General features: G+C 38.8%; 20 protein-coding genes and 1 riboswitch. Of the genes, 7 read left to right on the forward strand and 13 right to left on the reverse strand.

The features are described 5' to 3' along the window. Positions 1-20: 20 nt before the first annotated feature. The 8 genes from gvpQ to PQ478_RS20930 all read right to left on the reverse strand — a co-directional run bounded on the left by gvpQ (position 21) and on the right by PQ478_RS20930 (position 8286). The gene (gene gvpQ / locus PQ478_RS20895; protein ID WP_012960865.1) at positions 21-467 is read right to left on the reverse strand and encodes a gas vesicle protein GvpQ; all 447 of its coding nucleotides are present in this window, start codon (positions 465-467) and stop codon (positions 21-23) included. Positions 468-502: 35 nt separating this feature from the next. After that, positions 503-979, reverse strand: a complete 477-nt coding sequence (gene gvpT / locus PQ478_RS20900) for a GvpT/GvpP family gas vesicle accessory protein (RefSeq protein ID WP_289235468.1) — start codon at positions 977-979, stop codon at positions 503-505. A gap of 53 nt (positions 980-1032) precedes the next feature. Then, complete coding sequence (gene gvpA, locus PQ478_RS20905) at positions 1033-1293, reverse strand: gas vesicle structural protein GvpA (RefSeq protein WP_012960867.1); 261 nt, start codon at positions 1291-1293, stop codon at positions 1033-1035. 438 nt (positions 1294-1731) lie between these two features. Next, on the reverse strand, positions 1732-2814 hold the full coding sequence (gene rlmN, locus PQ478_RS20910) for a dual-specificity RNA methyltransferase RlmN (RefSeq protein WP_289235469.1): 1083 nt from the start codon (positions 2812-2814) through the stop codon (positions 1732-1734). A 205-nt stretch (positions 2815-3019) separates the two neighbouring features. Further along, entirely contained in the window at positions 3020-4552 is a 1533-nt protein-coding gene (locus PQ478_RS20915; protein WP_289235470.1) for an ATP-binding protein, read from the reverse strand. Between the two features lie 573 nt (positions 4553-5125). Next, positions 5126-6480, reverse strand: a protein-coding gene (locus tag PQ478_RS20920) for an IS3 family transposase (RefSeq protein ID WP_435521062.1) whose coding sequence is annotated in 2 segments (ribosomal slippage) — positions 5126-6012 and positions 6012-6480 — 1356 coding nt in all. Because the reading frame shifts where the segments join, the coding sequence is not laid out codon by codon here. Between the two features lie 305 nt (positions 6481-6785). After that, a complete protein-coding gene (locus tag PQ478_RS20925) occupies positions 6786-7307 on the reverse strand; it encodes a type 1 glutamine amidotransferase domain-containing protein (protein WP_012960871.1) in 522 nt (173 codons plus the stop codon). A gap of 121 nt (positions 7308-7428) precedes the next feature. Further along, on the reverse strand, positions 7429-8286 hold the full coding sequence (locus PQ478_RS20930) for a pirin family protein (RefSeq protein ID WP_289235471.1): 858 nt from the start codon (positions 8284-8286) through the stop codon (positions 7429-7431). 280 nt (positions 8287-8566) lie between these two features. Beyond that, positions 8567-8650, forward strand: a riboswitch (cyclic di-GMP riboswitch). Positions 8651-8681: 31 nt separating this feature from the next. On the opposite strand from PQ478_RS20930, the gene PQ478_RS20935 reads away from it, so the two are divergent. Both PQ478_RS20935 and PQ478_RS20940 read left to right on the forward strand, forming a co-directional pair. Further along, entirely contained in the window at positions 8682-9308 is a 627-nt protein-coding gene (locus PQ478_RS20935) for a hypothetical protein (protein ID WP_289235472.1), read from the forward strand. A 138-nt stretch (positions 9309-9446) separates the two neighbouring features. Then, the gene (locus tag PQ478_RS20940) at positions 9447-10142 is read left to right on the forward strand and encodes a YetF domain-containing protein (protein ID WP_289235473.1); all 696 of its coding nucleotides are present in this window, start codon (positions 9447-9449) and stop codon (positions 10140-10142) included. 46 nt (positions 10143-10188) lie between these two features. On the opposite strand, the gene PQ478_RS20945 is transcribed toward PQ478_RS20940, so the two are convergent. Together PQ478_RS20945 and PQ478_RS20950 are read right to left on the reverse strand one after the other, a co-directional pair. Further along, positions 10189-11376, reverse strand: coding sequence for an aminotransferase-like domain-containing protein (locus tag PQ478_RS20945; protein WP_289235474.1), 1188 nt, complete (start codon positions 11374-11376; stop codon positions 10189-10191). Between the two features lie 96 nt (positions 11377-11472). Next, complete coding sequence (locus PQ478_RS20950) at positions 11473-12864, reverse strand: YjiH family protein (protein WP_289235475.1); 1392 nt, start codon at positions 12862-12864, stop codon at positions 11473-11475. A gap of 189 nt (positions 12865-13053) precedes the next feature. On the opposite strand from PQ478_RS20950, the gene PQ478_RS20955 reads away from it, so the two are divergent. Then, a complete protein-coding gene (locus PQ478_RS20955; RefSeq protein ID WP_289235476.1) occupies positions 13054-14067 on the forward strand; it encodes a DUF3231 family protein in 1014 nt (337 codons plus the stop codon). A 95-nt stretch (positions 14068-14162) separates the two neighbouring features. Here PQ478_RS20955 and PQ478_RS20960 read toward each other — a convergent pair whose 3' ends face one another. The 3 genes from PQ478_RS20960 to yiaA all read right to left on the reverse strand — a co-directional run bounded on the left by PQ478_RS20960 (position 14163) and on the right by yiaA (position 17146). Next, a complete protein-coding gene (locus PQ478_RS20960) occupies positions 14163-14663 on the reverse strand; it encodes a histidine phosphatase family protein (RefSeq protein WP_289235477.1) in 501 nt (166 codons plus the stop codon). 138 nt (positions 14664-14801) lie between these two features. Continuing rightward, complete coding sequence (mqo, locus tag PQ478_RS20965) at positions 14802-16301, reverse strand: malate dehydrogenase (quinone) (protein WP_289235478.1); 1500 nt, start codon at positions 16299-16301, stop codon at positions 14802-14804. A 371-nt stretch (positions 16302-16672) separates the two neighbouring features. Then, positions 16673-17146: an inner membrane protein YiaA gene (yiaA, locus tag PQ478_RS20970; protein WP_012960879.1), complete on the reverse strand. Its 474-nt coding sequence runs from the start codon at positions 17144-17146 to the stop codon at positions 16673-16675. Positions 17147-17597: 451 nt separating this feature from the next. On the opposite strand from yiaA, the gene ahpC reads away from it, so the two are divergent. The 4 genes from ahpC to PQ478_RS20990 all read left to right on the forward strand — a co-directional run bounded on the left by ahpC (position 17598) and on the right by PQ478_RS20990 (position 21651). Then, positions 17598-18161, forward strand: a complete 564-nt coding sequence (ahpC, locus tag PQ478_RS20975) for an alkyl hydroperoxide reductase subunit C (RefSeq protein WP_012960880.1) — start codon at positions 17598-17600, stop codon at positions 18159-18161. Positions 18162-18175: 14 nt separating this feature from the next. Continuing rightward, positions 18176-19705 (forward strand): alkyl hydroperoxide reductase subunit F, encoded by a 1530-nt coding sequence (ahpF, locus tag PQ478_RS20980; RefSeq protein WP_289235479.1) that lies wholly within the window; start codon positions 18176-18178, stop codon positions 19703-19705. Positions 19706-19961: 256 nt separating this feature from the next. Continuing rightward, complete coding sequence (locus tag PQ478_RS20985; RefSeq protein WP_289235480.1) at positions 19962-20807, forward strand: MurR/RpiR family transcriptional regulator; 846 nt, start codon at positions 19962-19964, stop codon at positions 20805-20807. A 169-nt stretch (positions 20808-20976) separates the two neighbouring features. Continuing rightward, complete coding sequence (locus tag PQ478_RS20990; RefSeq protein ID WP_289235481.1) at positions 20977-21651, forward strand: RraA family protein; 675 nt, start codon at positions 20977-20979, stop codon at positions 21649-21651. Positions 21652-21671 lie beyond the last annotated feature (20 nt).

Consider the following 21671-nt stretch of genomic DNA (forward strand, 5'->3'; position numbering starts at 1 on the left):
TCTTCTTTCCCCTTTCCGAATTAAGAACCCATTGTCTTAATATCATTTGAAGATTTGATATCCTTTGAGCTCTTCACATCTTTATAACTTTTGATGCTTGAAACTCCTTTAATCTGGCTGACACCTTTTATTCTTTTGTCATCTTTATCATTCTGATTTGATTTGATTTTTTCCTGAAAGTCTTCCCCGGCTTCTACTACATTGCCTATCTTATCTTTCACTTTCAGTAAGGCATCTTGTGCTTTCTCTTTACCTTCTTCTGCCTTATCGTGCAGCTTCTCTGCGCCCTCGTCTTTCGCATCTTCAAGCTTATCAGTCGCATCATCAGCCTTATCTTGGACATTTTCAACAAACTTTTCCTTTGCTTTGTCTTTGACCGTTTCTTTTATTTCATCTTTGATTGGTTCTGGAGTATATTCGACTATTTTTTTAGCCGCTTTGCCGGCAGCTTTTTTAAATGTGCCCATCGAATTCCTCCTCCTCTACTCTGAATCCATGAACGCTATTTCTTAGACTCTACTAAGTTGTTGAGCATTTCTTCAATTTTTTCTAAACGATCGTTTAATTGTTTATTTTCTTCTTTTATTTCGTCGTATTCAGAAGACGACTGCTCTTGTGAAGAGTCTTCTTCCTTACTCTTATTTTGTTGTTCGTCTTGGTCTTGGTCCTGTTCTTCATCTTGCTCTTCATTTTTTTTCTTCGGTAAAAATCCTCCGCCGTTCATATACCCGGATGCCGTTTGTCTAAAGCTGTTAATTGCTTGCTCCGTTAAAATTTCTTGGGCTGTTCTTTTTAATTCTTTTCCTGCCGACCTCATAACTTCAGACTCACTTAAACTTTTCATTACCTTCTTGCTTGTACCAGGACTTGATAACAAACCAATTCCTGCTCCGACTACCCCGCCGATCAACGCTAGGTTCATAGAATTCGTTTGGTTGTTTTTCTCTGTGCTTTGTTTGCTCTCTTCTTTTGTTGTCATATCCTTTCAACCTCTTTTCTTATAAATGTAATAAATTGTATCTTTATATACCTTTAGAAACTAAATTGCGGCTGTGTATTCTGACCTCTCTCGGGCAGGCCTTCTTCCTCCACTTCATCACGCAATAGCCCTACTGCTTCTGCATAACGCAGCCAAGTGTCCACACTAGCTATCACAACCCTCGCTTCAACCGTTAAAATTTCAATTCCAACTAATGAGACTCTGACAAAGGCATCAATAACAATTCCTTTATCTAAGATTCTGTCAATCACTTCTGCCAGACTTGAACTATCCGTACTTTTTTGAATACTCATCTAGCTCACTCCTTTATGGATTGTTTCTTGCGCTTAATCATAGGCTTGATCATTACCAAACGAAGAACAACCAAATTCTGTCGGCTACGAGTCTATTCCTTAGAAAATAATGATTAAAACGAGTCTTTAGTATTGTTTAAATTAATTACCAGTATTTTCATTAGAAACCGGGTTAGTTTTACAACTTTAGCCATCAGGAAATCATACAGGTACTGGTTTTAGCGACATTTTATTAACCTTTCATCTCTTGTTTTGATATATTTTGAAGCAATGGTGCCAGTCTAATAGATGGTCCTTAAGTCACAAGGATGACATAGAAAATAGTTATTTAAATTCTTACATATAGATAGTTTTTACCTTGCCTTGTGATAAACACAAAAAAGCGAACCTGTCTAAACAGGTTCGCAATAAATCTAATCACGTTGATTAAGCATGTAATTATGCTTTAACTTTGGATTTTGATTTGTCTTTTTTAATTTGTTTACTTCTTAGCTGGCCACATGCTGCATCAATATCTGTTCCGTGCTCAAGACGAACACCACAGTTAATGCCATTTTTCTTTAGTTCATCATAGAAGCCTAAAATATCTTCTTTAATGCTTCGTTGATACTGACCATGCTCATCAACTGGGTTGTACGGAATTAAATTGACATACGTTAAATGACGTTTATCTTTGAACATTTCTGCAAGCTCTTTTGCATGCTCTCGTTGATCATTGACGCCTTTTAACAAGATATACTCAATCGTAATTTTACGATTTGTTTTCTCAAGATAATAATCAATAGCTTTCATCAGCTTTTCAATCGGAATCGCTTTGTTGATCTTCATAATCTTCGTTCGCAGCTCGTTATTAGGAGCATGAAGTGAGATCGCTAAGTTTACTTGCAGCTTAAGGTCTGCAAACTCATAGATCTTATCTGCTAATCCACTTGTAGATACAGTAATATGACGAGCTCCGATAGCAAGTCCTTTATGGTCTTTCACTACTTCAAGGAAATCAACCATATTGTCAAAGTTATCAAATGGCTCACCAATCCCCATCACAACAATGTGACTGACTCTCTCGTCTTTCCCAACACTATCTAAGTGATGCTGAACATTCATAATCTGTTCAACGATTTCACCGCTCGATAGATCACGGCTTTTCTTTAACAGGCCGCTCGCACAGAAACTGCAGCCGATATTACAGCCTACTTGAGTCGTAACACAAACAGACAAACCGTATTTATGCTTCATTAAGACTGTTTCAATTAAGTTGCCGTCATACAGTTTGAAGAGGAATTTAATGGTACCGTCACTAGATTCCTGTTTCACATGCTCTGTTAAAGTAGAAATTACAAAATTCTCTCTTAAAAGCTCTAGACAGTCTTTATTTACATTATTCATCTCATCAAAGCTTTTCACACGTTTTCTATATAACCAGTCCCAAACTTGAGTCGCACGGAATTTCTTATGTCCACGCTCCATCAGCCATTCAGTCAACTGATCCATCGTTAAACCGTAAATGGATTCTTTATGCATGTAAAACCCTCATTTCAATTTATATATTTCCCAAAGTCTAAGTGACATCTATTATAAGCCAGTGTATACACAATGTTGCATCTCTTCATTGTCCCATATCTAGAGAACACCCTCAACCATCGTGCCCTAAAAAGACACACTATAACCCATTATAAGGATTGCCAAAGTACTTGACAATCCTTAATGCTGTGTCTCTATATGGAAATTACATACGTTCCCCGTTATGCCTAGGGAGAGTAAGGGTGACGACAACTCCGGATTCTTCCCGATTTTTAATTGAAAGAGAACCTTCATGCTCTTTCATAATTGAGGATGAGATCATCAACCCAAGCCCAGTTCCTGTTTCCTTTGTTGTATAAAAAGGAGAACCAATTTCACATAGCATCTCACTAGGGATCGGAGGACCGTCATTTTCAATATGAATACATACCTGATCTTTAATAGTGGATAATGTAATCTCAATGCATCCTTTATATTCTATCGCTTCAATCGCATTTTTAAACACATTAATCAGCACTTGCTTTAATCGATTATAATCTCCGTAGATAAGAGGGGTATGATTATTATTCCAGTTCACATTAATCTTTTGATTCATACAAATTGATTCAAATAACAAGATCACTTCTTCGATCAATTCTTTAATAGAAATAGGTGCCAGCTCTGCTGCACGAGGTTTTGCAAGAATTAATAACTCCTCGACAATTCCATCCATCCGCTTCAATTCAGCCTGCATCATCTCTTTATGATGAGAGTTTTCCATTAACTGTGTAAATCCTGACAACACTGTAATTGGATTACGGATCTCATGAGCAATGCCAGCTGCTAGTTCTCCGACTACCTTCAGCTTCTCAGATTGTCTTAACTGAGCTTCTGTGCGCTTACGTTCAGAAATATCCCAGATCATCATTAAATAAGCGACAATTTTTCCGTTTGTATCTTTAATATAGGAAATGGCAATGGCTACTGATAATGGCTTGCCTTCCCTAGATTTATGTATCATCTCAAGCTCAGAGGTTGCTTCCCATTGCGGCGGAATAAACTCATTAATATGATAACCAACCAGCTCCTCATACTCCCACCCGTATAAAGAACTAAATGCCTCGTTTACGTTTATAATCTTTCCATTTGAATCATAAACAACAATAGCCTCACTCGTTTGTGTAAAGAAAGCATCCAGATAATTCTCAGTCGACGCAAGCTTCTCCTTCGCCTGCTTCTCTCCTAACCTAGCCTTCACCCATAAGCTTTTTGTAAATTTAATATGAAATAAAAAGAACATCATAATAATGATCGACAAGGCGATAATATAAGCAATATCAACGGGCTCAACGGTAGTAAATATCTCTTCAAACGAAAAATAAAAAAAGTATGTTAACGAAAAGATCGCCAGTACACCTGAGAAGATCGTTACGCCGTAATGCTGGTATAGGGATGTAATAATAATTCCAAGCAAGATATAAATATAGTTTACTAAATACGGAAACTCGACATTCAGTACAAATAAGTAGAAGAACATCGTAAAGGAGATAATATACATCATCCAATATTCATTTTTAAGCAGCTTTCTAATAATCATTAATCCAACTAATAAAGAAAAGCCGACTGGAGGCCATTTAGATGAATAGACTGGATCAAATATGAAGACGGCCATCGTCAACGCATATGAGAGCCACAATACAATGATCATTAATCGATTTCGTTTCTTTATAAAGGACTTAATATCCGTCTCTACTCCCATACGTTCCTCACCCACTCTGCCTAATCAGGTCTTACCTACTACTTAAAATACCATAAATTAGTACAAAATTACATACATAGTTAATAGGTAAGGAAGATAGGTATAAGGAACTTCCTGTACACCCCAATCGATAGTTAATCATATGGGCAGTTAATATCTTTAAAATAAACTATGATGTTGGCACAAAAATATTAATGCGGTCTATGTATACCGCTCCTGAAATATACTTCGCTTTTCGCGGGGAGCCAGTGAGCTTCCTCGGACTAAAGCCCTGTGGGATCTCACTCCTGCTCTAGTAACCGCAGAAGTCTCCGTATATTTCATCCGCTGGGTTACTGCTTTGAGTGATTAATAAATGGAGTGTTTTAGTTATTGTTCAGTTCAAGTTATAAAAGCTGAAATCCGCGACCTCGTTTACTAATGTCATTGAACTGCTGCTTATTATGAGGGAGCAATTTCACAACATCCCCCCTCCGTTGATTGGAGCGGAAGACACCGACTCCAGCGGGATGTGCGTGACCAGGGAGACCCCACAGGACAAATTGCACTGGACCCATAAAGTTGGACACTTTTTTAAGCAGCTTTTTGGGTACTGAGTCGATAAGCTACTGGACTTTTCCGGTTCAATCTTGATTTAATTCTCACATGGTTGTAGTAATAGATGTATTGTTCTAACTCTTCTTTGAAGTGTTCAATACTATCAAATTCGTTTAAATAAAGGAACTCCGATTTCAGGATTCCAAAAAAGTTTTCCATGACAGAATTATCGTGACAGTTGCCTTTTCGAGACATACTTTGTGTGATGTTATGTTCTTTCAGTTTCCTTACGTAAGGGGCCATTCGATAGTGCCAACCTTGATCAGAATGAATCAAGAGATCATCGCCTTTATTTAGGTGCTTTAACCCTTGGTCCAACATCGTATCGACCAAATCATACGTTGGTCTTGATTGGAGCGTATAGGTTATCAGTTCGCCGTTAAACAGGTCAAATAGTGGAGACAGATAGAGCTTCTGTCCAAACAATTTAAATTCCGTAATGTCTGTCACCCACTTTTGATTAGGCTTCTCGGCTCTAAAGTTACGGTTTAGGATGTTTGGAGCTGCTTTTCCAACTTCTCCTTTATATGATTTGTATTTTTTCATTCGTACAAGGCATTTAAGCCCTAGGTCTCTCATCATTCGAAGCACTTTCTTTTTGTTAATCGCATATCCCTTTTCCTGAAGGAGGTCTGTAATACGACGATAGCCATATCGACCAAAGTGCTTATGGTAAATGAATGCAATTCTTCTTTTCCATTTTCGATCAGGATCTGGCTGGCTCCATTTTTTAACAAGGTTATAGTAAGTGCTTCTAGGCATCTTGGCTATTTTCAACATTCGACTCACCGGGAATTCGTTCCTTAGTTCATATACTACTTTCGCTTTGATTTTGTTGGTGATTGTTCTTCCTGAACTAAGGCTTTCAGCTTTTTTAAATACGCATTCTCCATACGAAGGTATTCCAGCTCTTTTTTCAACTCTTCTACCGATGGGTTTGAAGAGTTGTTGCCCTTATTTTTATTCTGATTAACAGTCATTGTAGATAGCCCCTTTTCTCTTAGTTCAAAGGCATCTTCTCCAGCTGTTTCCCACTTTTTCTTCCATCTGCGAAGCATACATGGAACGGGGATATGAAAAATGGCTGATGCCTCTCGAATGGAGTAATTCTCTTCGGTCATAAATTGAATTACTTTCAGTTTAAAGGCAGTTGAGTAGTTTGTATAGGGGAAGGCAAAAGCTTGATCCCCATGATAGCGAACTAACATCACCCAATATCGCAGCGTCGAATCATCTACGCCCACTTGATTTGCAAGTTCTCGATAACTGATGATTTCATTTAGATAACGTTTAGCCGCTTGAAGTTTATATTCCTTGGTGAACGTGGTCATTGATGAAGGCACCTCCTATTGTTGATTGAGGTGTCCAACAATAGGGGTGCAGTACAAAATGCGACGAGGAGGCTCCCGGACCGCCCGCGGAAAGCGTGTGTCTGCAGCGGAGATCAACAACTACTATAAGATGGGTCTTTTTTAAGTTCCTTATACCATCTATGAGAATTCGTATATTTCATCCGCTGGGTTATGTTTTGCTCTAAAATGTAGGCGAGAATTGGGGTAGAATTAGCTCAATTAAATAGTAAAGAAAAAAAGCACCTGGCAAAGGTGCTTTCTCACTGACCCTCTTTAGCAGATCATTATGACTCGAGAACTTTAATGAATTCTCTCATGTAATCGGGGAGGTCTGGCGGGCGGCGGCTGGATACGATGTTGCCGTCTACAACAACTGGCTTATCAACCCAAGTGGCCCCGGCATTCATCATGTCATCTTTAATTCCAGGAGTACTTGTCACCGTCTTGCCTTCAAGGATTTTCGCTGAGATCAAAACCCAGCCAGCATGGCAAATTTGCCCGATCGGCTTGTTCTGGTCATTTAACGTACGAACCATATTCAACACGGAATCAAATCTTCTTAATAAGTCAGGAGACCAGCCCCCTGGCACTAAGATCGCGTCATACTCTTCTGGATTGATTTCTTCAAATGAGTACTCTGAAACAATCGGCACCCCGTATTTTCCGATATACGTCTCATTGGCTTTTTCACCGGCAATATGCACCTCTGCACCCTCTTCACGCAAGCGCAGAACAGGATACCATAATTCCAGATCTTCAAAATCCTTACTGACAATTTGAATGACTTTCTTACCTTCTAGCCTCATTATTAGTACGCCTCCTTTATAAGAGCAGTGTTCTTCCCTGCCTTTATCGTGACAGAATCATTTAGTTGATGCAAACACTCAGAGCATCATCTCTCGCTGCATAGGGATAAACTATAGAGATTTACTGAGAAGACGGGCCAAATCGTCCCATTCTGAAGTCATTAAAGGCTTCATGAATTTCATCTTCTGTATTCATTACAAACGGCCCGCGAGCCACTACAGTCTCATTAATCGGCTTGCCTGTATAAATGAGCATTCTTGATCTCTCATTTGCCTTAATATGCAAATGATCAAACGCATCATTACTTGCCTCTTTTTGATAAGATAACAGTCCAGCTTCCGTTTTTCCTAGTGTTACCTTATCAGCAAAAGTCATTTCTCCTTGGAGCATATAAATATGGCCGTTGTGATTTTGGGGGAGCTTCAGGGAGTAGCACTCTCCTTCTTTTAAAAAAAGCTCAAACATATTAATCGGCACTAATGAATCCATCGGCCCTTTAACCCCTTCTGCTTCTCCTGAATAAATGCGCAGATAACCACCGTCGATTTCTACTTTAGGAGCGTCTTCAACCAGTACATTTTGGTATGATGATTCCGTTCCTTTTAACGCTTTAGGCAGATTAAGCCACAGCTGCAGCGTGTGAATAAGATCATCATCCACTGCTTCTTCAGCATGGCGCGCCCCGCTCCCAGCATTCATGTACTGTACATCACCTGCATAAAGCACTGAATGGCCTCCATTATTATCTGTATGTTCTAACCTGCCATCAATAACATAAGTGATCGTCTGAAACCCTCGGTGCGGATGATCCGAGAACGTCCCTCGCTTAAACCAATCATCAGCCATTAAGATAAAAGGATCATACTCTGTCATCTTATCCGGCGGGAGAACCCAGCCTTGCTGGACATGCGGATATCCATTCTTATTGTATTTCACCTTCCAATGATCACGTATCACACGTTCACCTTCTGTACCCATTGCAAGACACCTCCAGTTATTTGCTTCTATTAGCATACATAGATTAACCAATTCCATACAACGATTTAGCTTGGCTTTGGAAAAGAAGAAATTTGTCGAGCGAAAAAACTTTATCTTTAATTCAAAATAAATATAATAGAATTATAGGTCTTTATACATATAATAAATTACCCACCAACGCATATAATGACCTATGCACAATGCTTCAAAGGTAAGCTATGAAGTATAACCTTTATATGGACACTTGGGTTATATGGAGCCAGTAGTGTAACCGGACCTCTTTAATTAGGGGTGCTATGAAGTATAGTCTTTACTTGGACACTTGGGCTATATGGAGCTAGTAGTGTAACCGACCCTCTTATTTAAAAAAATTTATTTAAGAGGAGAAATGGAAGATGAAAAAAGCACAAAAATTATCAGTAGCAGTATTAACACTTATTTTATCTGTTAGCTTCACCACTGGTGCTATGGCTAATAATGGAAATGGAAATGGAAAAGGGTTAGAAACAGCACCTGGCCAAAGCGAGAACTTTTCTAAAGGAGTAACGACTGAAGTTATTGTTACAACAAACGAAACTAAAGGTGTTGAGGTTAACTCAATAGAATCTGCTGTAACAGAGACTAAAACAGATACAGATATAACCGAAGAACGTGTTGTTATTAAAAGTAATACTGAAAAACATCCTACAAAAAATGAGTATAGAGACGTTACTGTTACAGCAACAGTTCGAACTGTAACAACCTCAACTTGGGATGAAACTACAACTACTACTACTACGACAGAAACTCCTGTAACTGTTATAGAGACCATTGAAACTACTATTACCCATCAAGGCGCTCCTGGAAGTAATGGTAAAGTTCTTAGCGAATCAAGTAAATCTTCTGAGAAGAGAGTTGAAGGTGAACCAATAGTAACAGTGGCAACTACTACTACTAAAGGAGAACTTGAGACTTCTACGGTTACTGAACAAATTGACGAAAAAGAAGATAAATCAGGCTGGAAGATAGGCCATAATAATTAAATTTGTTCCTCGGGTAAATTATATGAATGTTTAAGCCTCAGATGTTTGATCTGAGGTTTTTCTCTTTCCTTTTTGAATAAACCCCTCCCTCTTTGTCCATAACTAGTACCATATACTAGTCTGCTAGGGGAGGATTGTATGGAGCCGGGCTTTTGGGATATGTCGATTAAAATTGTAATAGGATTCTTTTTGCTTTTTTTGATTACTAGATTACTTGGCAAAACGACGATCCGTCATTTGACTCCGTTTGATTTTGTCTCAGCTATTGTATTATCAGAGCTGCTAGGTAATGGGATATTTGAGGTAAACGTCAGCATTTTCTATATTATTTACGTTGTTCTCTTATGGGGTTTTTTAATGATTATGATGGAGAAGTATTTGCTAAAGCACCGTTCTGTGAGGGGGCTTTTGGAAGGAAAGCCGTCTATCATCATTCGTAACGGAAAGATTGACCGAGAGCAGCTTAAAAAAAACCGCATGAACATCAATCAGCTGCTTAGTTCACTGCGTCAAAGTGAAACCTTTTCTTTGCGCGAAGTGGCTTATGCGATTTTAGAGTCTAACGGTTCGATCAGTATTTTAAAGAAAAATAAATATCAAAAGGTAACCCTTGAAGACTTAAACCTACCTGTAAGCACTACTTATCTTTGCACCACATTAATTACAGATGGAGAAATTATAGAAGATAACTTAAAGGAGCTTGGGTTTAATCATGACTGGCTGATGAGTCAGCTAATCTCTCATGGCTACAACCGGCCAGAAGATATCGTTTATGCTGATTGGCTGTATGACGATGGCATCTATATTGTGCCCTACCAATCAAAAGAAGCATAGAAGACCTCGTTTCATCAAGATTCGAGACTTCTATGCTTATTAATTGTTAAGACTTATTTAGTACGTTAGCAAGCAGCTTAACTCCCTCTACAAGCTCGTCTTCAGATGCATAGCTAAAGGAAAGCCTCAAGTATGCTGCTTTCTCATCGGCAGGTAAGAAAAAGTACTTTCCAGGGACATATGCAACTCCCGCATCAAGTGCCTGCTCTAACAAATGATCCGTATCCACACCATCAGCCCTCACCCAAATAAAGTACCCTCCTTTTGGGACAAACCAGGACACTGAATCAGGCAGATGCTCTTCAAGCGCTGAGATCACCACGTCACGTTTTTGTTGATAGGCAGTACGTAATGTATCGAGGCGTTCGTTCAAATTAATCTGTTCCAAATAAGCAGCCATTGATGCTTCGGCAAATGGATGATCTAAATCTTTTTTAAACCAATTAAGAGCTTCCGTACATTCTTGTGCCGCTGCAACCCAGCCGATTCGCATGCCGGGAGCGACTACTTTTGACAACGAGCCTACATGTAAAACACGATTCGATTGATCCAATGACTTAAGCGTGGCTTCTGACTTCTCAAAATATAAATCTCCGTACGCATCATCTTCTAAAACTAGAAAATTATACTCTTCAGCCAGCTTCATCACATGCTTGCGTCGTGCTGCAGTCATCGTCGTACCTGTTGGATTATGAAAAGTTGGTATCGTATATAAAAGACGAGGGAGCGGCAAACCCTTCTTTGTACGTTCTGCTAGTATTTCTTCTAATTTCTCTGTTTGAAGCCCGTGCTCATCAATTGGGATGCTGATAAAATGGTTCGTGTAGTTTTGAAAGATTTCAAGTGCCTCCATATAAGTAGGAGATTCAACAGCCACTACACTATCCTCATCAATGAAAACCCGGGCAATCAGATCAATCGCTTGGCAGGCACCAGAGGTAATCAACAGTTCCTCTTCTTCTACATCCATGCCGCGCTCTTTCAATCGATGAGTAATCTGCGCTTTTAATTGGTCCATTCTAGGGCTGCCAAGATAGTGCAAAGGCAGGTCCCCCTCTTCTTCGAGCAGTCTGTTCACTGCCTTCTTCAACTGCTCTACAGGCACTAAAGAGGGATCAGGATACCCTGAAGAAAGACGTATACACTTCTCTGGCAGCTGAGGCATCCAGCTTCCCGGAGGATCATTTTGAAGAGCTGGTTTACTATGCTTTGATAAAAAAGATTCAATGTTCACATTATCACTCCTATATGATCACAGACATTATTCGTCATAACATAATGAAAAGCATTGGTGTTTGCCAATGCTTTCCTTTGTTACACAGTATATCATTTAGAAAAAGAAAAGATGAGCCATTGCCGCTGCAACCGGCAAGGTAATAATCGTTCTTTGTAAGAAAATCACAAATAATTGAACGAAGGAAAGAGGAATTTTTGATTTTAATAACAGAATACCAATCTCCGACATATAAATTAATTGCGTTAATGACATAACCCCAATCACAAAACGAGTCAGTTCAGATTCAATGCCGCTTCCGATAACAGCCGGCAGGAACATATCAGCAAACCCAACGATCATCGCAGGTGCTGCAGCTTCAGCTTCTGGAATACCAAGCAGCTGGAGGAACGGGACAAATGGATAAGACAAGTACGTAAAGATTGGCGTAAATTCTGCAATAATGAGCGCAATTGTTCCAAGCGCCATGACTAATGGAATTAAAGCAAACCAAATATCAATGACATTTTTTACACCGCCCCATGCAACACTGCGGTAGCTTTTTACTTCGCTCGCTTTTTCCACCGCTTTTTGCACGCCCCATTTAAAGCTGGACACACCTTCTGGCACTACTTCATCAATTTGTTTTCCTATAGGCTCATAATACGTGTCCTTCTTCCATGACAACGGAGGAATTCTCGGGCATATTACCGCTGCCACAATTCCCGTTATAATAACCGTGAAGTAAAACTGAATAAACATATGATTAATATCTAAAAACGTCGCAATAACCAAACTAAATGCAATTGAGGCAATCGAAAAGTTAGTCGCTACAACCGATGCTTCCCGCTTCGTATAGTATCCTGATTCATACTGCTGTGTGGTCAGCAATACTCCAACGGTTCCGCTTCCCATCCAGGATGCAAGCGCATCGACAGAAGAACGTCCAGGCAGCTTGAATAATGGATGCATAATTTTACGAACCAAGGAACCAATAAAGTCCATAAGCCCAAATTGAAGCAATAAAGGCATAAACAGACAAGCAAATAAAAACCAAACCATTAATACAGGAATTAAATCATACAATACGACACCGCCTGTAAATTCAGACGAAACCACCCCTGGTCCCATCTCGGTTAACGTCATAACAGCAAATGCAGCCCCTAGACATCTAAGAACAAGCCAGAGCGGTGATACATCGAATAATCCTTTTAGAAAAGCATTCTTTTGAATAAAGCTTGGGCTTGTCCCCTTCACTAGCAAACTACCGGCAGCTGATGCACATAAAACAGTGGTCATAAAGAGCGGGATGTAATCAGCAATCGCACTCTGCAAGCCATCTGCAAGAATCCCTAACCCAATTGTCACTTTATCATTTATGGAAATCGGCACTAAAAAGAGCAGCACTCCAATTAAGGATGGCAGCCAGAATTTCATATATTGTTTGGCCGTGTATTCTTTTGTATAAGATGACGTTTGTTCTGTATGCTGTAATGATTTAGCTCCCATTTTTTTCTCTCCTATAGTCAATAAATTGTATATCTAATACATGAAATAATGATTTTATCTTTATAATATTTAATAATATATCATTAACATGTATAAATATTCAATAGCTTGAGAGAATTTTATTTGAAAAATGATTATGTAAATAATTATTCTATTTAGAGCAACACTATAATGAAAGGAGTGAATACCATGTGTGCGTTTCCTAGTCGAAAGCATGTAAAAGATTTATCACCTACTGAAGTGTCTAATATCTGGTCTTCCTATTTGAAAAATAGTATGGAACATCAGTTTTTTCGTTATTTCTTCATGACTGCAGATGATAAAGAAACCAAACAAATCATTAAAAAGATGCTTCTTCATTCTCAAAAAAATATGAAGCAGCTTAAGAAAACCTTTAGTGACTATAAAGTAACCCTCCCTATCGGCTTTACCGAAAAAGATATGAATGTTCATGCTGGCAAGCTATTCGGTGATTCGTTTATATTGTACTTTTGCCAGGACATCACATTATTATCGATGACCACCTATTCAAGTGCATTATCTGACTGTGAAAATACTGACGTTCGCGATCATTTTCAAAAGTGTATGCAGTTTACGTGTGAGATACAAAATGACATTGTGAAAGTATTAGTAAGAAAAGGTCTCTACATAGAGTCTCCTCAAGTGGCACTCGATTCTAAAGTGGAGTTTGTGGAGAGTAAAACATACCTTACAGAACGGCTAAGTGAACACAGACCATTAAATGTCGCGGAAATCGCTAATCTAACAAGGATTACACACCGTGCACAATTTTCCAAAATGGTGATGACAGCCTTTGGGCAAACAACTTCTACAAAAGAGCTGAAAAAACATTTTCAAAAAGGGCAAAAAGGCTTGCAATATGCGATAGATCAGCTAAATGAGATTTTCACGAAAGAAAATATTCCTTTGGCTGCATCTGGTCATTATAAGATTAACCCAGTACAAACCTCTCCTTTTTCAGACAAGCTGATGTTGTTCTTTGTGAATACTTGTCTTGGAATGTACTGTTTTGTGATGATCACCCAAGCTATGAATTCCAGCTTACGGACAGATCTGTTTATCAAACTCACAAAAGTATCTCTTGGGTTTAGAAAGTATTACGGGGAAGGTTTATTTTTGATGATTGAAAATCAGTGGCTAGAAGAACCTCCTCAAGCGGTTGATCGGAAGGTCTCTACATAATGATGCAAAACAGACTGCCCCAATTTTTCACCGCAGTCTGTTTCTGTGAGAAGTATTGTGACTTGCCAATAGCAATTGGTTCAATGAGAGGTTACCTACAGTTCATACCCTTTACCTCTTCCTAGAGGGTTGATAATCACTGTCCCCATGTTCGGAATTCTTCCTAGCCCTGCTCCTTCTGGAAAGCTATGAGCTATGATTACTTGATTTGTCCCTGCAGCAGGCTTAGATTCTAAATTTAACGTGACCTTATTTAACACTTGCTCTATCTCTCCACTAGACGGGCTGTCACTAAGTTGATACACCTCGGTCCATAAAGGATCTACTTCGACATTCGCGCTTCCAAAAGCAAGCAGTGCTGTTTCTATCGTTCTACAAAAGGGACTGGCGATGACCGGGAAGGAAATTGGTATTTGCAAGTTCCGTAATACTTCTCCATAAGCAACGGCTTGCCTTCTCCCAGTAGTAGATAAATTTCTTTGAGTAGAACAGGCTTCAACCAACCAATTTGGCTGATCCACGCCAATTGTTGCTTCCCCGTGTCTAGCATATAAGATACAGCCCCCTTCTTGAATCATTTCAAGGAATGATCTCATTAATCAAAGCCCCCCTTTTATTGCATCTATCATTCATTTATATGATATTGTGCTCTATATTTTGTCATGGATATTTTAACGGGAGTAATTGAAAAACAAATAAAGCAAACGAGGCATTCACCTCGTTTGCTTTGAATATTATGCAAATACCGGCTCTTCTACACCCAAACCAAGGATTTGAGAAGTAGAAGCATGAACCTGGTCAAAAAGCTCTGGGTTCACTTCTGGTGACACTCCGTACGTTGGAAGCATCTCTTTAAGTTTTGGCTCCCATTCGTTCATGCGCTCTGGGAAACATTTTTGGAATACTTCAATCATGACGTGAACAGCTGTAGAAGCGCCTGGTGAGGCTCCTAGTAATGCTGCCACTGAGCCATCAGATGCACTCACTACTTCTGTTCCAAATTGCAGCGTTCCCATGCCAGCCTCTGTATCTTTAATTACCTGCACACGCTGTCCTGCAACTACTACTTCCCAATCTTCACTCTTGGCGTTTGGCATAAATTCGCGCAGTTCATCCATACGCTGTTCATTTGATAACATCACTTGCTGAATAAGATATTTTGTTAATGACATCTCTTTCATACCTGCAGCAAGCATCGTCAATACATTATTAGGTTTGACAGAACCAATTAAATCAAGGTTTGAACCTGTTTTCAAAAATTTCGGCGAGAACCCGGCAAACGGTCCAAACAACAGCGATTTTTTATTATCAATATATCTCGTATCCAGATGCGGAACAGACATCGGAGGAGCCCCGACTTTTGCTTTACCGTATACTTTGGCATGGTGCCTCTCTACAACTTTTGGATTCTTACAGACCATAAATAATCCGCTTACAGGAAATCCTCCAATATGCTTGGATTCAGGAATACCTGTCTTTTGAAGAAGAGGGAGACTGCCTCCGCCCGCACCGATGAAAACAAATTTAGCAATGTGATACTCAATGTTTCCAGTCGAATCATCCTGAATCTTAACTTCCCATCTACCGTCATCCATACGCTTAAAGTCTTCAACAGTATGTTTATATTTAGTTTCTACATTTTGTTTTTGTAAGTGATCAAATAACATCCGTGTTAAGGCACCGAAATTAACATCTGTTCCAGAATCAATTTTCGTTGCCGCGATCGGTTCATTCTCTTTGCGCCCTTCCATAATGAGCGGAACCCATTCCTTCAATTTCGCTGGATCCTCTGAGAATTCCATCCCTTTAAACAGCGGGTGTTTTGATAGCGCTTCCAAACGATTTCTAAGGAACGCTACATTATTTTCCCCTTGAACTAAGCTGATATGAGGAATTGGCATAATAAACTCTTCTGGGTTACGGATTAACTGCTGGTTTACAAGATATGCCCAAAATTGTCTTGAAAGGTGAAACTGTTCATTAATTTTGATTGCTTTGTCTACATCAATGGATCCATCAGGTTTCTCAGACGTATAGTTAAGTTCACATAACGCCGCATGACCCGTCCCTGCATTATTCCATTCATTCGAGCTTTCTTCTCCTGCCTTTGCCAGCTTCTCAAATACTTTGATTTCCAACTCCGGCGCTAACTCTCTTAACATTGAACCCAAAGTCGCGCTCATAACTCCTGCACCAATTAAGATCACATCTGTTTCTCTCCGAATGCTGCTCATGATAACCACCCTTATCCTCTAGTTTTCAAAAAAGAGTAGGCGCTCCTCCTTAGGTGTCACAAAAAAAGCAAGGCCCACCCAGCCACACAAACCTATATCTCTAATCTCACTTTTACCTACTATTCTATCATATTTATATTATACTGATGTATGGCCATAAAAATCTACCATTATCTGATAATTTCAAACTAATTAGTCTGTTGATGGCGTAAAATACTGCTAAAGGCTCACCTTTTTTTAAAAAAATTCTTTTCTTATTTTTTTATTTTCAGCTTCTACATTCTATGCAATAAAGCAAAAATCGAGCACTATATTTATGGAAAAGAGACGACCCGTTTGCTTTTATAAGCTTACATATCGTCTCTTCTTTCTTACTCACGCTCTCTTGCCACTTGTGTGTCTCTAATGTTTTTTTGCACAGTAATCGCTGCAAAGATACTTAGAACAAATGAGATACCATAAAACCCTTTTTCACTAAGAATAATACTGCCCGCATTGTATAATCCGATGGCCATTAAGGACACCGCTACGATAAGAGCTAACCAGCTGATCCCGTAATAAATTCCTGTTACAGGAATCCCTTCTTCTTTATCACGTACCGCTTTTTGAAGCGATACAGCTGCATAAAGACCGAATACTAATATGGCAAAATAATATCCTTTTTCATTTAATTCCATCGTCGCATTAAACAATCCAATAAGATAAGCAGAAACACCGACCAACAAAGCTGCCCAGCTTGCTCCTTTAAAGGCTGCAGTCGGTTCCCCTTCTTTTCTCTCTACTTTTACCTTCACATCACGCGGTTCGTCCTTTGTTAGAAACGGGCTTTCATTGCTATCAGCCATTTCACTTCTCCCCTTTACATTCGATCAAACTCGAGACATCTGCATCTTCAACTATTATATCAATTTTTAGAAAAAATAGGTGAGAATAGAAAGAAGATGCAGCCTTTATTTTAAAGTTACAGGTTACAATGCATATTCATTAAGAAGTTCTTGTATTCATGTTAAAATTTTTAGGAGCTTTAACTTTCTTCTTATGTTTATTCCCCTGCAAAAAATAAAAAAATTATTTCATTTACGTTTATTAATTGAGAGAAAGGCTAAAGCTTAATAAGGGCAATGATTCTGCAGTACCGTCTTTTCGTCATGATAAAATAGACGAGCATGAATCCTTGACAAATAGGATTTATTATTTAATAATTGGTATATAATTAGAATGATTACATTTAAGAGAGTTGTTTTCAGCTCTCTATCATTCTTAAAATCTATTTCATTTTCTAGGAGGAATTTTCACATGTCACTAATCGGTAAAGAAGTACTACCATTCAGCGCAAAAGCATTTAAAGATGGCGAGTTCATCGACGTTACAAACGAAAGCTTAAAAGGTCAATGGAGCATTTTCTGCTTCTACCCAGCAGATTTCACATTCGTATGCCCAACTGAACTTGAAGATCTTCAAAATGAATATGAAAACTTAAAAGCTCTTGGAGTAGAAGTTTACTCTGTTTCTACAGATACTCACTTTACTCACAAAGGCTGGCACGATAGTTCTGAGACAATCGGTAAAATCAAATATGCAATGATCGGTGACCCTTCTCAAACAGTTTCTCGTAACTTCGAAGTACTAAACGAAGAAGAAGGTCTTGCTGATCGTGGAACATTCATCATCGACCCAGATGGTGTTATCCAAACTGTTGAAATTAACGCAGGCGGAATTGGCCGTGATGCAAGTACGTTAGTAAACAAAGTTAAAGCAGCTCAATATGTACGCAACAATCCAGGTGAAGTTTGCCCAGCTAAATGGGAAGAGGGTTCTGAAACTCTTAAGCCAAGCCTTGATCTAGTAGGTAAAATCTAAGGAGTGCAATAAACATGTTACTTGAAGCAGATGTGAAAGCCCAACTTAATGAGTACCTGAAACTCCTAGAAGGCGATATCCTTCTTAAAGTGAGTGCAGGTGACGATTCCGTATCAAAAGATATGCTTGCACTAGTTGATGAGCTAGCATCCATGTCCTCTAAGATCTCTGTTAGACAAGCAGAGCTTGAGAGAACACCTAGCTTTAGTGTAAACCGTATAGGAGAAGAGACAGGCGTTACATTTGCTGGTATTCCTTTAGGGCACGAGTTTACATCACTCGTGCTCGCTTTACTGCAAGTAAGCGGTAGAGCTCCAAAAGTTGATCAAAGCGTCATTGACCAGATCAAAAACATGGACGGGGAATATCACTTTGAAACGTATGTCAGCCTAAGCTGCCATAACTGTCCTGATGTTGTTCAAGCACTGAATATGATGAGTGTCCTAAACCCTGGTATCACTCACACGATGATTGACGGTGCAGCATTTAAAGAAGAAGTAGAATCGAAAAATGTCATGGCTGTTCCTGCTGTCTATTTAGACGGTGAGTTCTTTAGCGGCGGACGCATTTCACTAGAAGAAATTTTAGCAAAATTGGGAACAGGTCCTGATGCTGCTGAACTTTCAAATAAAGATCCTTATGATGTTCTTGTTGTTGGCGGCGGTCCTGCAGGGGCAAGTGCAGCGATCTATGCAGCACGTAAAGGGATCCGCACAGGTATAGTTGCTGAACGTTTCGGCGGACAAGTCCTTGATACAATGAGCATCGAGAACTTTATTAGTGTGAAAAGCACAGAAGGTCCAAAGCTTGCAGCAAGCCTTGAAGAGCACGTAAAAGAGTACAACATTGATATTATGAACTTACAACGTGCGAAGAACCTTGAGAAAAACGACTTATTTGAGCTTGAGCTTGAAAATGGGGCTGTACTGAAAAGTAAGAGCGTCATTGTATCAACTGGGGCTCGCTGGCGTAATGTTGGCGTTCCAGGCGAACAAGAGTTCAAGAACAAAGGTGTCGCATATTGCCCTCACTGCGATGGTCCTCTATTTGAAGGAAAAGATGTTGCAGTTATCGGCGGCGGTAACTCAGGAATTGAAGCAGCAATTGACCTTGCTGGAATTGTAAACCACGTAACTGTCCTTGAATTCATGGCTGAACTAAAAGCGGATGAAGTCCTTCAAAAACGCTTATACAGCTTACCGAATGTAACGGTAGTGAAAAATGTTCAGACAAAAGAAATCACTGGTACAGACAGCGTAAATGGTATTACGTACATCGACCGTGAAACGGAAGAAGAGCATCATGTTGAATTAGCAGGTGTCTTCGTTCAAATCGGTCTGGTACCAAATACAGACTGGTTAGACGGTTTTGTTGAACGCAACCGTATGGGTGAGATCATGGTTGATAAGAGCGGTGCTACAACCGTTCCTGGCCTCTTCGCTGCAGGAGACTGCACAGACGGTCCTTACAACCAAATCATTATCTCAATGGGCTCAGGTGCGAATGCATCACTAGCAGCGTTTGATTATTTAATCAGGAATTGAATAAATGTATAAAAAACAGGCATCGAGTACATTCGATGCCTGTTTTTTTTGCTTATAAGCACTTCCCCCTATTTTTGTCTTGCAGATTAAAGAATAATAACTGATATACTATAGTAAATAGTAAATAAGATAATGTTTAATTAAATGCTTTTCTCTTTATTTATAAGCTAGAATGTTAAGGCTAAAAAGTTGATGAACTTATATATTTAAAAATAATACAGCAAGTGCACTAATTTAATAATAAAAGGAGAGTAAAATGACAAATCCTCTTACCGTCATAAAAGGACATTTATCAAAATTAACAAATGCTCAACGTATCATTGCTGATTATATATTAAAAAACTCTTCAGAAGTAGCTTTTCTAACTATTCATGATTTAGCTCAACGTGTGAATACGAGCTCAACGACGATCATGCGACTAATGTCTAATTTAGGCTATTCAGGATACAGTGAATTTCAAAAAGGTTTGCAAAAGTTAATACGAGATCAAACTGCTCCTCAAACCCGTTTAGAAATTAATTTAGAGAACGTTAATAAAGATGATTTATGGGGCAATACAATTAATCATCACCTTTATCAGATTCAAAAAGTAATGGAGCAAATGCCTAAATCACAGTTGGATGAAGTTGTAAAAAAAATAACTTCTTCGAGACAAGTCATTTGTACAAGTGTTCGAAGCGGACTTCCAATTGGTCAATATCTAACTCATGGGTTGAATAGGACATTAGGGAATTGCCGCCTAGTCATTGCAGACACTAGTGATTGGGTAGATGAAATCATCACAATGAAATCAGAAGACTTAATAATCGCCACAAGTTTTCCTCGTTATGCAAAGCGAATCATTGATTTCGTAAAAGCAGCCAAATGTCACGGGGTACAGATTGTAGCCATAACAGATAGTTACTCATCTCCAATTGCTGAATACGCTGACATCGTTTTACCTTGTGATTCTGATAGTCTTGCATTTCATAATTCTCCTATTGTTGCAATGATAGTGGCAGACTATCTTATTAATGCCACAGCTATTGGACAATCAGAAGAGACAAGAAAGCGTTTAGATAAAATAAATGAAATGCTAAAAGATATGAATTACCATTATTAAAACACCAATAAATAATTAAAAAAGCTTTTCAAAAGACACAATAAAGTCTTTTGAAAAGCTTTTTTAATTATCAAAATGTAAGGGTTTACTTTTATTAATCGGATTGATATAGTAATAAATATTACTTAAATAATAATTTTGGTAATAAATATTACTTGAGGTGATGGACATGAACAGCTCACAACATTCTGATAGTTCTCAGCTTTTATCGCGTATAAAAAAAATTGGCTCTACCGTATTTGCGGACGTAATGGATAATCAGAATACAATGGATTACCGCGTGAAACCTGTAAATTTTTTAGAACCTTTAGTAGGACGTGTAAGAACCGTTTCAGTACCTAAAGGTGACAATTTGCTTTTACATCATGCAATCTATCAAGCAGAGCCTAACGATATTATCATCGTCAACGGTCAAAGTTTTACTGGGGCTGCATATTTAGGAGAGCTTATGGCAGGTGCAGCAGAAGCATTAGGAATAAAAGGGATTATTATTGATGGGCTTGTTCGTGATAAACGGGAGCTTCGTCAATTAAATATCCAAATTTATGCTAAAGGATTTTCACCATCCGGTCCAAGTAAAGAAGGACCAGGTTCATTTGATACTACAATTACTTGCGCGGGCACCATTGTATCCCCCTATGATTTCGTAATTGCAGATCAGGATGGAGTGGTTGTCGTTCCTCAACAGAATGTTGAAGAAATCGTGGAAAAAGCAGAAAAGAAATTAGCGTATGAATTAAATCGATTAGAGACAATCAATATTTATAAAAAGCAAAATAAACAAGACAAGTCAGACATTGAGCCGAAATGGCTACAAGACAAATTAAAGAAACTTAATTTATAAATTATATACCTCAATACCTC

The organism is Alkalihalophilus pseudofirmus, assembly GCF_029094545.1.
Classification (GTDB): Bacteria; Bacillota; Bacilli; order Bacillales; family Bacillaceae_D; genus Alkalihalophilus; species Alkalihalophilus pseudofirmus.

Coding starts and splice junctions, on each gene's coding strand:
- gvpQ (WP_012960865.1), bottom strand. CDS start 467: ATGGGCACATTTAAAAAAGCTGCCGGCAAAGCGGCTAAAAAAATAGTC.
- gvpT (WP_289235468.1), bottom strand. CDS start 979: ATGACAACAAAAGAAGAGAGCAAACAAAGCACAGAGAAAAACAACCAA.
- gvpA (WP_012960867.1), bottom strand. CDS start 1,293: ATGAGTATTCAAAAAAGTACGGATAGTTCAAGTCTGGCAGAAGTGATT.
- rlmN (WP_289235469.1), bottom strand. CDS start 2,814: ATGCATAAAGAATCCATTTACGGTTTAACGATGGATCAGTTGACTGAA.
- PQ478_RS20915 (WP_289235470.1), bottom strand. CDS start 4,552: ATGGGAGTAGAGACGGATATTAAGTCCTTTATAAAGAAACGAAATCGA.
- PQ478_RS20925 (WP_012960871.1), bottom strand. CDS start 7,307: ATGAGGCTAGAAGGTAAGAAAGTCATTCAAATTGTCAGTAAGGATTTT.
- PQ478_RS20930 (WP_289235471.1), bottom strand. CDS start 8,286: ATGGGTACAGAAGGTGAACGTGTGATACGTGATCATTGGAAGGTGAAA.
- PQ478_RS20935 (WP_289235472.1), top strand. CDS start 8,682: ATGAAAAAAGCACAAAAATTATCAGTAGCAGTATTAACACTTATTTTA.
- PQ478_RS20940 (WP_289235473.1), top strand. CDS start 9,447: ATGGAGCCGGGCTTTTGGGATATGTCGATTAAAATTGTAATAGGATTC.
- PQ478_RS20950 (WP_289235475.1), bottom strand. CDS start 12,864: ATGGGAGCTAAATCATTACAGCATACAGAACAAACGTCATCTTATACA.
- PQ478_RS20955 (WP_289235476.1), top strand. CDS start 13,054: ATGTGTGCGTTTCCTAGTCGAAAGCATGTAAAAGATTTATCACCTACT.
- PQ478_RS20960 (WP_289235477.1), bottom strand. CDS start 14,663: ATGAGATCATTCCTTGAAATGATTCAAGAAGGGGGCTGTATCTTATAT.
- mqo (WP_289235478.1), bottom strand. CDS start 16,301: ATGAGCAGCATTCGGAGAGAAACAGATGTGATCTTAATTGGTGCAGGA.
- yiaA (WP_012960879.1), bottom strand. CDS start 17,146: ATGGCTGATAGCAATGAAAGCCCGTTTCTAACAAAGGACGAACCGCGT.
- ahpC (WP_012960880.1), top strand. CDS start 17,598: ATGTCACTAATCGGTAAAGAAGTACTACCATTCAGCGCAAAAGCATTT.
- ahpF (WP_289235479.1), top strand. CDS start 18,176: ATGTTACTTGAAGCAGATGTGAAAGCCCAACTTAATGAGTACCTGAAA.
- PQ478_RS20985 (WP_289235480.1), top strand. CDS start 19,962: ATGACAAATCCTCTTACCGTCATAAAAGGACATTTATCAAAATTAACA.
- PQ478_RS20990 (WP_289235481.1), top strand. CDS start 20,977: ATGAACAGCTCACAACATTCTGATAGTTCTCAGCTTTTATCGCGTATA.